Annotated in this window: 1 protein-coding gene (only partly in view); it reads right to left on the bottom strand. The window is 64.1% G+C overall.

The features are described 5' to 3' along the window. Positions 1 to 13,559: the 5' portion of a non-ribosomal peptide synthetase gene (locus tag EO170_RS17640; RefSeq protein ID WP_126946970.1), read on the bottom strand. Its footprint begins 5,155 nt before the window's first position; 13,559 of the gene's 18,714 nt are visible here — the first part of the coding sequence; it begins with the start codon at positions 13,557 to 13,559; its stop codon lies off the left edge, out of view. Between the last annotated feature and the right edge of the window lie 5 nt (positions 13,560 to 13,564).

The raw sequence follows: 13,564 nt of genomic DNA, 5'->3' as shown, positions 1-13,564 counted from the left end.
AGGCCCACATAGGTCGACGGATGCAGGTAGAGGTTCACGCCTCCAGCCAGCGCCATCTCGCATTCGTCGCGTAGCAGATGCTCACAGGCCTCGTGAATGGCGGTCAACGACGCCGAACACATCGTATCGATCGGAAGGCTGGGTCCATTCAGATCGAGAAGATAGGACACCCGGTTGGCCACCGAGCCGAAGCTGGTGTAAGGCGTTGCCGCGCTGCCGTGCTCGGCCAGATCCCGGGCATGCAGCTCGAAACCGGTCTTGGTGATGCCGACAAACACGCCGACACGCCCTGCATGCCTGCTGGCCAAGCTCCGACGCGTGTAGTTGCCGTCCTCCAAGGCTTCCCAGCACGCCTGCAGGAACAGCCGTTCCTGCGGGTCCATGTCGAGCGCTTCGGCCGGTGCGATGGAGAAGAACAGCGGATCGAAGTCGGCGAATCCTTCCAGGAATCCGCCCCACTTGCTGTAGCTCATCCTGCCCGCGATCGCCAGCTGCGGGTCTTCGCAGAAGAAGCCTTCCAATGGCCAGCGCTGCGCAGGAATTTCACCGATGCAGTCGCGGCCGGTGCGCAGGTTTTCCCAGAATGCATCCAGACTGCGGGCCTGCGGATAGCGGCCGGCGAGCCCGATGATCGCGATTGGTTCGCGTGCATCGGCCGCGCTTTGTCGGATGGCGGCAGGGTCGGCCGCAGCAACCGTCCTGTGAGGCACGGCAACGTCCTGGGCAGCGCTGGCTGGCACCAGGCTACCCACCCAGAGCGCGCAACTCTCGGCATGTTCGACTGCCAGGAAGTCGCCGATCGCCTTCAAGGAATTGAACTGGTAGAACAGCGTCCTCGGCAAGCCGGGAAAGGTGGCCGTCAGGCGCTGGTTGAGCTGGGCGATCATGATCGAATCGATACTGAACGTCTCCAGCGGCGCGGTGCCGTCGACACGCGCGGGATCGATCTTGGACACCTCGCTGAAGACCTCGATCAGCCGTTGCAGTGCCAGGCTGGCAAGATCCGGCCAGACGTCTATCCGCTGCATGCGGGCTCCGTCAGGCTTGCGTTCGGCGATGGCGGCAAACAGCGCAGCCATGTCGGCGCGTTCTCCGGCTAGCACACTCACGCACGCCTCTCCGCTCTGCCAAGCACGACGAAGTGCATCCATCGCATCGACGGTGCCCAGCGGCGCCAGGCCAGCCTGTGCGAGTTCTGACTCGGCCTGTGCGGATAGGCGCATGCCGCCATCGCGCCAGTATGGCCAATCGATGCAGAGTGTCCTGCCCTGACGCAGTCCAAGAGCGGCCCGTGCAGTGCGGGCCGTGGCGAAAGAGCGCATGAAGGCATTCGCAGCGGCGTAATCGCACTGTCCAGCGCTGCCGAGCGCACCGCCGATCGAACCGAAGCAGATCAGGAAGTCCAGCGGAGCAGAGCCATGGCAGGCATCCAGGTGCTCGAGTCCGGCCACCTTCGGCGCCAGCACGCCCTGCAGTTGCTCGGCGCGCTTGCGCGCAAGATATCCGTCGTCCAGTACGCCGGCCGCATGCAGGATGCCGTCGATACCGCCGTACCGATCGGTCATCTCGCCCAACACTGCCTGCACGGCGGCACGGTCGCTGACATCGGCGCGGCGGTACTCCACGTGCAATCCCGCCGTACACAACGCTGCCACCTGTGCAGCAAGTACTGGCGACGCCTCGCTGCGACCGACCAGAACCAAGGTGCCGGTTTGCAGTGTCGCGGCCATTTCCCGAGCCAGAAGCAGCCCGAGTCGACCGCCACCGCCGGTGATCAGATAGCGACCGGCATCGCGCCAGGGCCAAGGCGCTGGCTGCGCTCCGTCGGGCACCGGAACGAACCGACGGGTCAGCGGCGCCGCAGGCGTGCAACGTAATTCGCGCATGCCAGGGGGTTCGCACTCGAGCAGCTGCAATGCGGCCTCGGCGGTTGCATCCGCCGCAAGATGAAGGAGTTGTACCTCAAGTCTGTCGTACTCGCGCTTGGCGCTGAGCAACAGCGACACCAGCGCGCCGCAGACGCGCCCTTCGTCATCGCCCGGCAGCACCAGCTGGACCATTGCCGGCGCCATCGACGCCGCTTCCCGCACCACGTCGAGCAAGGACGATGCGTAGGCCGTGAATCGTGTGCCGACGCTGTCGCCGGTCCGCGGCCACACCCGCACCGCAACGTCGGTGCGGGTGTGGATGACATCGGCAAACCGGGTGGAAGGAGAAACATCGCAAAACACGACAAACCGGGGGTGATCCCAGGTCATGCGCGTCGCCGCCGAGTGCTCCCAGCGCTCGGCGAACAGCGCCACCCTTACCGGCTGTGGCGAGGCCACAGCGGGCTCCATCGCAGGGGTATCCAGCCAGAAACGTGTGCTGTTGAAAGGATAGACCGGGGCGTTGATCCTGAGCGGTGGCGTGGTGCCATAGAGCGAACGCCAGTCGAACGGAAATCCGCTGATCCATAACGAAGCCAGCATGTCCTGCTGCCCCTGCTCGACCCAGCGTGCCAGCGCTGATGCCAACTCCGCACTCGCCGGGTCGCTGTGCGCACGCGGCGAGGACCGGTTCGCATGACCGCAGTAGACGCCGGCCGCAGCGGACTCGCCGTCCAGGTAGCAGCGCAATCGGGTCTGCAGCAGATCGCTATCGCCTGCGACGATCGCAATGCGATACGGCATTTCCTTGCGGCCCACCTGCAAGGTATAGGCAAGACTGCGCAATGACAGCGTTGGTCGCTGCTGGACGAAACTCGCCAGCTGTTGCGCAAGCACGCGCAGACATTGCGGATCGTGTGCAGAAAGCGGAAACAGCCATGGCCCGACCGCTTCCTTGTCTTGGTCCTGCGCGGGTCGCGCGATGCATGCCTCCAGGATCGCATGCGCATTGCTGCCTCCCACGCCCATCGCACTGACCGCCGCACGATGCGGTGCCGGTCCCTGCAGTCGGCGCCGGGCATCGACAACGAAGAACGGAGACTGCTCCAGCTTCAGAGCAGGATTGGGCGAAACGAAATGCAGCGAGGCCGGGATCTCACCATACGACAGACTGAGCGCCACCTTGATGCAACCGGCCAGTCCTGCAGCCGTGTCGAGATGGCCGATGTTGGTCTTGACCGAGCCGATGCCGCAATACTGCCGTCGTTCTGTACGGGCGCCATAGGCCTGTGACAGTGCGGCAATCTCGATCGGGTCGCCAAGCGGCGTGCCGGTACCGTGCGCCTCGACATAACTGATCGACTCCGGGTCGATACCGCTGACAGCCAGCGCACGGTCCACCACGTCACGCTGGCCCGCCACGCTGGGAGCGTAGAAGCCAGCGCTGTTGCCTCCGTCGTTATTGGTCGCCGTGGCACGCAGCACTGCGTAAATGGGATCTCCATCGGCGATCGCGTCGTGTGCGCGCTTGAGCAACAGCACCGCTACACCCTCGCCGCCGACGGCACCATCGGCAGCGGCATCGAAGGCGCGCAGATGGCCGTCGCTGGAGAAATTCATGCCCTCCTGGTGCACGTAACCGGTGCCTTCGAAGCTGGCCACACGCGCCGCTGCGACGAGGGCGAATGGCCATTCGCCCTCCAGCAGTCGCCGGTGCGCCAGGTCCAACGCACTCAATGAGGAGGAACAGTTGGAATGCACGAACAGGCTTGGTCCCACCAAGCCGAGCTTGTTGGAGATCACCGCGGGCAGCGTGCCGTTCTGGGCCATGATCCAACCCACATACTGCTCGATGCTCTGCGCCGATGCGGAGGCCGAGGCCAGGAGATGAGCGTGGTAGGCGCTGGTGCTGGCGGTGGCGAACACCGCCGTGCGGGCTACATCGTCGATGCGATAGCCGGCATCCTCGATCGCGCGCCATGAATGCATCAGCAGCAGGCGTAGCTGTGGGTCCATCAGCTGCGCATCGCGCTCCGAGACGTTGAAGAACGCCGCGTCGAACACATCGCGATCGTGCAGCTGCGAGCGTACCGGGACGTACTTAGGATTGGCCAGGACATGCGCGGGAATGCCGAGTTGGCGCAATTCGCCATCCGGGACGCGCTCGATGCTCTCTTTTCCGGTCAGCAGGTTATGCCAGAATTCCTCGGCATTGCTGGCACCGGGGAAGGCGCAGGACATGCCGATGATGGCGACACTGTCGGCGTAATACGCCGGTACGTCTGTCGGTGCTGAAACGGCACCCGGCGTAGGTGCACGCTCAACGGGCTCTGGTCCAGTGGCCGCATCGGTCAGCGATTCCAGATGACGGGCAAGGCGGGCGATGGACCCGAATTCGAAGATCGCGGTGACCTCGAAACCAGGATGGAGTTCTGCAGCGATTCGCTCTGCAACGACAATCGCCTGCAGCGACGTCCCGCCCTGTTCGAAGAAGCCGTCGTCAGGGCGAAGGTCGCGCCGGCCGAGCACGGCCTGCCAGATGAGCAGCAGGCGTTGTGTGATGGTATCTGCCGCAGAGGCCTGCACCGGCACCGGGGCTGGATCAGCCAAGGCACCGACCCCTGCACGGTCGATCTTTCCGTTCGCCGTCAGCGGCAGTGCGGGTACATCGACGTAGGCCACAGGAATCATGTGGTCGGGCAGATGCGCGCGGAGGTAGTCCATCAGTTCGCGACGGCCCGGCGTTTGTCCCGGTGCGGGCACATAGGCTGCGACGAGTTGGGGCTCGGCATCCTGGCGTATCGCGCAGGCGCATAGATCCACGCCCGGGTGCCTGGCCAGTACCGCTTCGACGTCGCCCAGTTCGATGCGAAAGCCCCGTAGCTTGACCTGGGCATCCCGACGCCCCAGGTATTGCAGGCATCCATCGGCCAGCCAGCGCGCCCGATCACCGGTCTGGTAAACGACCCGACCAACCGCGAACGGATCGGCGACAAAGCGCTGCGCGGTCAGAGCGGGCTGCTTCCAGTACCCGCGTGATACGCCGTGACCACCGACATACAGATCGCCCTCCACGCCGATCGGCACCGGTTGCATCGCCGCATCCAGGACATAGGTGCAGGTGTTGGCGATCGGTTTGCCGATGGTGATCGGACCCGTCGGCGTGATCGGTCCTGTGGTGGACCAGATCGTCGTCTCGGTCGGTCCATACATATTCCATGCGATGCCGTCCTTGGCCAGACGATCACGCAGGGCATCCGGAAGCGCTTCGCCGCCACACAGGGCTTGCATGTCGCCCTGATTGCGCCAGCCAGCGCGATACAGCATCTGCCAGGTGGCCGGCGTGGCCTGCATGATCGTCGGCCCGACCTCGTGCATGGCCTGCATCAGGCGCCGCGCATCGCGCGCCTGCGCCGACGAACAGATATGCGTCCTGGCGCCGCGTAGCAACGGCATCAGCAGTTCCAGCCCGGCAATATCGAAGCTGTAGGGCGTGACCGCAAGCAGTCGGTCGCCATGGCCCACGGCGAACTGATCTGCCATTGCGCCGAGCAGGTTCAGCAGCCCGCGATCGGTGATCACGCAGCCTTTGGGCCGCCCGGTGCTCCCCGAGGTGTAGATGATGTACGCAACGCTATCGGCAGAACGTGTGACCGGGTCGGCCTGCCCGGACCTGGCCGACAGCAGATCCGGATCGTCGATGAAGAGCAGACGATCGCTTGCGATACAGGAGGCCATGGACGCGCCGCTCGCGCGATCGGTCAGGATGCAACACACCTCGCTGTCCTGCACCATGTAGTCGAGGCGATGCTGCGGATAAGCCGGATCCAGCGGCACATAGGCGGCCCCGGACTTGAGCACTGCCAGCATCGCCACCACGAGCTCCACCGAACGCTCGACGCAGATGCCGACCCGGCAACCTGCGCGTGCCCCCGAATGTTGCAACCGCTCGGCCATCAGCGCACTGTCCCGATCAAGCTCGGCATATGTCAGCGAACGCTTGGCGCAGCTCACCGCGATGGTCTGCGGCCGGTACCGTGCATGGTGTCCGATCAGCTCGGGAATCGACCGAGTGTGCAGGCCTGCGCGTGCAGTGGCGTTCCATGTGTGAAGCAGACGTGTGCGCTCGACCTCGCCGAGCAGCGGTAGTCGACTGACCCGCGTCATTGGATCTGCAAGCGCTCCGGCAAGCAGGCAAAGCAGGTGATCGCCCCAGCGCTCGACCGTGGCAGCGTCGAAGACATCGGTGGCGTATTCGTACTGGCACGACAGGCCGTCTGCCGATTCCTCGACGTACAACGACAGATCGTACTTGGCATAGTTCCAGGGACCATCCACGCACTGCCATGCGGACGAAGGACCGCTCTGGGGAGACGGCTGGTTCTGGAGCGAGAAAAACACCTGTACCAGCGGCTGTCTGGCCAGGTCGCGGGGTGGTTGCAGCTCGTCGACCAGGTGCTCGAACGGCAGTGCCTGGTGATCGTAGGCGTCCAATGTCACGACGCGGGCACGCGCCAGCAGCGCGTCGAATGATGGATCATCCGTCAGGTCCAACCTCAGGACGATGGTGTTCAACAACGGCCCGACCACATCGACCAGACCCGGTTCCATGCGTGTGGCGATGGGCGAGCCGATCAGCACGTCTTGGCAGCCGTTCAACCTGGTCAACAGGACGTTGAAGGCTGCGAGCATCGTCATGTACAAGGTGACGCCGCGCGCTTCGCTCAGCGTCGACAGCCCGCGATGCAAGTCCGCCGGTAAGGTGAAGCGGTGGAGCGCGCCGCGGTACGACTGTGACGGCGGGCGCGCGCGGTCGGCCGGCAGTTCGAAAACCATCGGCGCGCCCGCCAGCTGTTCCAGCCAGTAGCGCTTGTGCGCATCCAACGCATGCCCGTCGCTACGCTCCCGCTGCCAGGCGCTGTAGTCGGCATACTGCAGCACCGGTTCCGGCAGTGGTGTGTCACGATGGTCGGCGAAGGCTGTGTAAAGCAGGCGCAGTTCCTTCACCAGCAGTGCGATCGACCAACCATCCGCGGCAATATGGTGCGTCGCCAGACAGAGCAACCAGACCTGGTCCGCGCACTGCAGCAAGCGCGCGCGCAGGAGAAGGTCCTTGCTCAAGTCGAAGCGGCGTTCTATGTGCGCCCGCTGCAGGTCCATGCACGCATCGGCACAGATTGCCTCGGGCACTGCGCGAAGATCGTGGATATCCAGCTCGACGCCCTGAGGCGGCTGTATGACGCAGTGGGGACCTTCGGTATCGCAAACGAAGATGGTCCGCAGGACCTCGTGCCGGCGCACGAGCTCTGACAACGCCCGCTGCAGGGCCGGGGTGTCGAGCCTGCCCTGCTGGCGCAAGGTGATGGGCATGTTGTAGGCGCCACCGGCCAAGCCCAGCCGGTCAAGCATCCATAGACTCTGCTGGGCGCTGGACAACGGCATCCGCTCCGAACGCGCAACCCGCCGCGGCATTGCCACTGACGGAAGCAACGCCGCACCCGACGCGACCGCCTTGGCCAACTGTTCCAAGGTGTCGGCAGCGAAGAAGTCGCGTACGGAAAGATCCACGTGCATCGCCTCGCGAATCCGTCCCACGGCGCGAGTGGCAAGCAGGGAATGTCCGCCCAGACGGAAGAAGCTGTCTTCCACGCTTGGTGGCGAACACCCCAGGACCTCGACCCAGATCGCGGCCAGTTGCCGTTCGCTTGGCGTTCGCGGAGCGGTGTGTGTCTGCGCCGTGGAGACCGCCGCCACCGCCGGCGGCAAGGCGGCCTGATCGATCTTTCCGCTGGATGTCAGCGGAAACTGCTCCAGCACGACCACCGTGGAAGGCACCATGTAGCTCGGCAAACGAACGCGTGCAGCGGCCAGCAATGCCTCTGGCGAGACAGCACCTGGAACGGTGGCGACCACGTAAGCGATCAGTCGCCGGCTGTCGAGTTCTCCCTGAGCCAGTACCAAGGCTTGGCCGACACTACCCTGCTGGAGCAATGCCGCCTCCACGTCGCCCGGTTCTATGCGGTAGCCGCGCACTTTCAGTTGGCGGTCAAGACGTCCAAGGAATTCCAGGCTGCCATCCGGGCGTAACCGTCCACGGTCGCCGGTCCGGTACATGCGCGAACCGGGATCGGCGAAGGGGTCTGCGAGGAAGCGCTCGGCCGTGAGTGCCGGCCTGCCGTGGTAGCCGCGCGCCACTCCGGTTCCACCGATGTAGATCTCGCCCGCAATTCCCGCCGGCACACGCTGCAGCGCGTCGTCGAGTACGTAGACGCGCACATGCGTCAGCGGCTTGCCGATCGGAGGGTTGCGAGGATCTGCCGGATCGCAGAGGTGAAGGGTTGCGCAGACAGTCGCCTCGGTCGGCCCATAGGCGTTGATGAAGCGCACTGTCGTTGGCCAACACTGCACGATGGACGCCGCGCAGGCTTCGCCGGCGACCACCAGCGTTTCCAGCCTCGTCGCGGCACCAGCCTGCACAAGCCCGGGAATCGCGCTGGGTGGCAACGTCACATGGGTGATCGCGCGTGCCTGCAGGGTGGCAGCAAGGGTGTCGCCGGCCAGGATGTCCATTCGGCCGGGCAGGCATAGGCAGGCACCGCTGCACAAGGCGGTGAACACTTCCGAGACCGAGGCATCAAAGCCCAGCGTGGCGAACTGCAGGAGCCGGCTGGCCGGGGTGATGGCGAACGCTTCGATTTGTGCGACGACCAGATCGCGCAGTCCACGGTGCTCGATCAACACACCTTTGGGTCTGCCAGTCGAGCCGGAGGTGTAGATGACATAGGCCAGGTCATCGACGGAGGGTCCGGCACATACGTCTTGCAGCCCTGTTGCATCCGCGGTCACCACCGCCGTGGCGATGGACTGGAAAGCGACGGCAGTCGCCCGCTCCGGCAACTGTGCGAGCATCGACGCATCCACCAGTACCAGACGTGGACAAGCGTCCTCGAGCAGACCTCTCAGCCGCTCTTCGGGGGATCCCGCATTGACCGGAAGATACGCCGCTGCGGCTTTGATCACGGCAAGCATCGCCACGAACGTATCGACGTCGCCATTGCTGATCACCGCGACGATATCGCCAGGGCCGATGCCGTTTCGACGCAGCCACAGCGCCCAAGCATCGGCGCGCGCGTTCAGCTCGGCATAGCTGAGGCAAAGGGAGGGCGATTCGATCGCTGGTGCATGCGGGGTGAGCGCGGCCTGGGCCTGGAACAAATCACTGACACTGCGGCGTGGCGCAGACGCGGCCCCCGGCTGGAGCACAGGTGTTTCGCCTGTCAGGGGCAGACGCGAAACCCTCTGAACGGGACGCTCCATCGCCGCCTGCAGCAACGTGCTGTACATCTGTGCCACATCCGCGATGGTGGTCGCATCGAATAGATCGGTGGCGTATTCGATCTCAGCAACCAGGCGGCTTCCGACCTCGATGACGTTCAAGGTCAGGTCGTACTTGGAGGTCGCGCTGGGCAGAGCGATGGGTTCGACGCGTGCGTTACCGAAGCGCAACTCGCCGGGGGGCGTGTTCTGCAGCGCGAAGATCACCTGCACGATCGGCTGACGCGAGAGATTACGGATTGGCCTTAGCTCGGCCACCACCTTCTCGAACGGCGCATCCTGGTGGGCATATGCAGCAAGCGCGGTTTCCTTGGCGTGTGCAAGGATCTCGCGAAAGCTCGCAGATGGATCGATATGTGCGCGCAGCGCCAGCGTATTGATGAACAAACCGATGAGTTGCTCGGTTTCCTGGCGCGTGCGGCCGGCGGTCGGCGTTCCGACCACAATGTCCGAGCTGTCGCTCCAGCGCGCAAGCAGGATCTGAAACGCCGCGAGCAACACCATGAAGGGAGTGACGTCCTCCTCGCGGGCGAAGCCGGGCAGGCGGTGCGAAACCGCGGACGGCAGCGTGAACCGATACATGCCGCCACGAAAACTGGCCACGGCCGGACGCGGCCGGTCGGTGGGCAACGCCAGCAGATCCGGGGCATCGGCCAGTTGCCGCTTCCAGTAATCCAGTTGCTGGCAGATGCGTGCTTCTGTCAGCCACCGACGCTGCCATACGGCGTAATCGGCGTATTGCAGCGCAGGCGCAGGCAACGGCGGAGTGCCTGGGCAGGTGCGGACGCGGTAAAGCGCGCTGAGCTCGCGAAACATCACCGTGTGCGACCAACCATCCGCGGCAAGATGATGCGCGGCCAGGATCAGCACATGTTCGTTGTCATGAATGCACAGCAAGCGCGCACGGAACAGTGGGCCACGTTGGAGATCTGTCTGGTGGCCTGCCTCGCTGGCCAGCAGGTCGGCGACGCGTGCCTGCGCCTGTACAGTGTCCAGGCAGCTGAGATCTTGGACGACCAGAGGGTCTTGCGAGCCGGCATCGATCACCTGCCGCGGCTGCTGGTCTTCGACGACGAACCGACTGCGCAACATCTCGTGACGTTGCACAAGCTCGGCGACCGCGCCTCGCAGCGCCTGCACATCCAGTGCTCCATGGAGCCGGAAAGCCAATGGCACGTGGTAGGCGGCGCCCACCAGGCCAAGCTGTTCGAGAAACCAGAGCCGCTCTTGCGGGAACGAAAGCGGGATGTGCTCCCAGCCAAGACGTGGCCTTAGCGGCGCTCCCGGCTCCTGCGAGACCCGATCCAAATGCTGTTCCACCTCGGTCTCCAGCCCGGAGATGGCCGGATGTTCGAAGATCGCTCGCAACGGAATATCGATCGCCAGCTGGCTGCGCAGCTGAGTGACGATACGCATCGCCAACAGCGAGTTGCCGCCGAGCTCGAAGAAGCTATCGTGCAGCCCCACCCGATCCAGGCGCAGGACATCGGCGAAGATTCCAGCCAGGGTTCGCTGCAATGGCGTATGAGGTTCAGCGTAGTCGGCCACGTCGGGCCGCTCGTCGGGCGCGGGCAGACGTCGCGTATCCACCTTGCCATTGGCGGTGAGCGGTAGCGCCGGCAACAGGATGGTCGCCGACGGCAGCATATGCTCGGGAAGCGAGCTGCGCAGGTGCTCGCGCAGCTCGCGCAGGAGCGTTTGCTGAAAGGCACCGGCCAACGGATCGTTGGTGTAGTGCGATAAATCAGCCGCTAGCGTCGTCGCTACTGCACTAGGCTGCAAGGCGGTCACGGTGGCGCGACGGTCGATGAGATCCGCCGACAGATACCCGGCCACGGTCTGCGACCAGGTAAGTATCACGTCGTAGCCATGGCGTTCTCCCAGTTGCCACAGTGCTTCCGGCTCCAGCGCAGGCACCTGCAGCTTTCCGACCTGCTCACGCAGCTCGCGCACAGACAGGGTGTCGCTGCAGCTGCGTAGACATGTCAGCGTGGCCAACGCGATCGCAAGCCGGGCATTGGGCATGTCGGTCAACCGCACGCATGCGGGCTTGTGCTGGGAAAAATACCCGTCGAGCTCCTGCAGCGGATCGTTGCCTTGCGGCCGCCACACTTCCGGGAGGGGGATTGCTTGCTCTGCGGCTCCCACTTCTAGCCATACGTCATATCGGTATTGGTTGAGTTCGTTCTGGGCATCGCCACGCTTGAGCAGGATCTCGACATGGGTGATCGTAGGCAACCAGTGCGGCAAGGCTCGAAAGAAGTCGGGCGCAACCAGGAGTTCCTTTTCCTGCCGGATGCTACGGTCGATCGCCAGGCGCAGTTGCGCCACTGGCATATCGTCGTTGGCCCGTGCCAGCTGTACGGACGCATGAAAGGCCTCAAGCAGGTCGTGGTTGCGTACGTCGCCAATGAAGATCCGTCCCCCCGCCTTCACCCGCTCGACCGCCTGTCGTAGCACCTCCAGCAGGTAGTCGGTGCCGGGGAAGTACTGGATGACCGAGTTCAATACGACCGTATCGAAGCCGTCCGGCAACCCTGCAAACTCGATCGCCGGCTGCACATGGACGCTGACATGCTGCAGGCGATCGGCCGACTGTATCCACTCTCTCAGGCGTGATATCGCTGCTGACGAGAGATCGGTACCGACGTAGCATTGGCAATGGGGCGCAAGCTGCTCCAGCACGAGGCCCACTCCGCATCCGATTTCCAACAACCGCTGCGGATGCCGTGCCAGGATCCTGCTCGCCGTTGCCTGCAGCCACTGCCGCATGTCCTGTTCTGGAATGGGTGCGCCGGTGTAGCTGCTTAGCCAGCCGGTAAAACTGGGCGCGCACTGCGTACCGACAGGTTCGTAGGTCTGTTGGTAGAGCGCCTGCCATTGCTCGACGCTCTCGTCGGCGCACGACGCGATCTCGGATGCCGAGGCGGACGAGCCGACGACATAAGCAATCAGAGCGCCCTGCTGATCATCGTTTTGCCTGACCGTCACGACCGCTTGTCGAACGGCTGGATGCCGCAGCAGAGCAGCCTCGATTTCCCCAAGCTCGATCCGGAAGCCGCGCAGCTTGATTTGCTGATCAGTGCGACCGAGATACTCGATCTCGCCGTCTGGAGTGCGTCTGGCCATATCGCCACTGCGATACAACCGCTCCCCCACAGCAAAGGGACTGGCGATGAAGCGAGAGGCGGTCAACGAGCTGCGGTTGAGATAGCCCCACGCCAACCCGGCGCCGGCTACGTAAAGTTCACCTGGGGTACCGTCTTCGACCGGTCGCAGTGATTCGTCGAGGATATGGATCGCAAGGTGCGGTAGCGCCTGCCCTAGGAGGCTTGCGGGCTGCTGCTGTGCGTCTACGTCCACCACACGCCGCTGAGTGACATGCACCGTCGTTTCGGTGATGCCGTACATGTTCACCAGCTCCGGGGTAGTGTCGCCGTGCCGCTCTATCCAGCGACGTAGACCGCTGAAGCGTAGTGCTTCGCCACCGAAGATGACCAGCCGCAGAAGCAATGCCAGACGTCGGAGCTCGTCGACCGCCATAAACTGCGAAAATGCAGAAGGCGTCTGGTTAAGGACAGTGACGCACTCCTGGCTGACAAGATCGTAGAAAGCCTCGGCATTGCGGTTGACGTTGCTGGGGACGATGACCAGCCGGCCGCCATGCAACAAGGCTCCCCACATCTCCCATACCGAAAAGTCGAACGCATAAGAGTGAAACAGCGTCCAGACATCCTGCGGACCGAAGCCGAAGCGCACCCGGGATGCATCGAACAAGGCCGCCACGTTGGATTGTGGCACTAACACCGCCTTAGGCTGGCCGGTCGATCCGGAGGTGTAGATCACGTAGGCCAACGCACCTTGCGAAAATGCTCGGGGTGAGCCGGCCATTGCGCTCGACGTTGCGCTTCCGGCGTCACGGTCCAGCCGCACGACGGTGCGGCCCTTTAACGCTGGCTCATCGCAGAGGTCCGGCTCGGCCAACAGCAGGCTTGCACCGCTATCGTCCAGCATGAATGCAATGCGCGCAGCAGGCGTCCCTGGATCGATGGGTAAATACGCAGCGCCGGTTCGCAGAACGGCAAGTACGCTGCTGATCAGCAGTGGCGATCGTTCAATGCACAGTCCGACGATGCAACCCGGCCCTGCGCCCAGCTCCTGGAACCTGTACGCGAGCCGCCAGGCGCGCTCCTGTAGTTCGCGATAGGTGACATGGATGCTGCCCCATGTCAGCGCAATCGCATCGGGTGCGCATTCGACTTGCGCCATGAAACGGTCCAGCAACGATGACCCAAGCCCGTCGGGATCAGCGGGACTGCTCACTGGGGCATTACGACTACGTGTTGCTACGTCCATAGGGG

This window comes from Xanthomonas sp. BRIP62409 (genome assembly GCF_003992965.1).
GTDB classification, from domain to species: domain Bacteria; phylum Pseudomonadota; class Gammaproteobacteria; order Xanthomonadales; family Xanthomonadaceae; genus Xanthomonas; species Xanthomonas euroxanthea.
The sequence above is the reverse complement of the archived record's forward strand: the minus strand, read 5'-3'. Positions and strand labels throughout refer to the sequence as shown.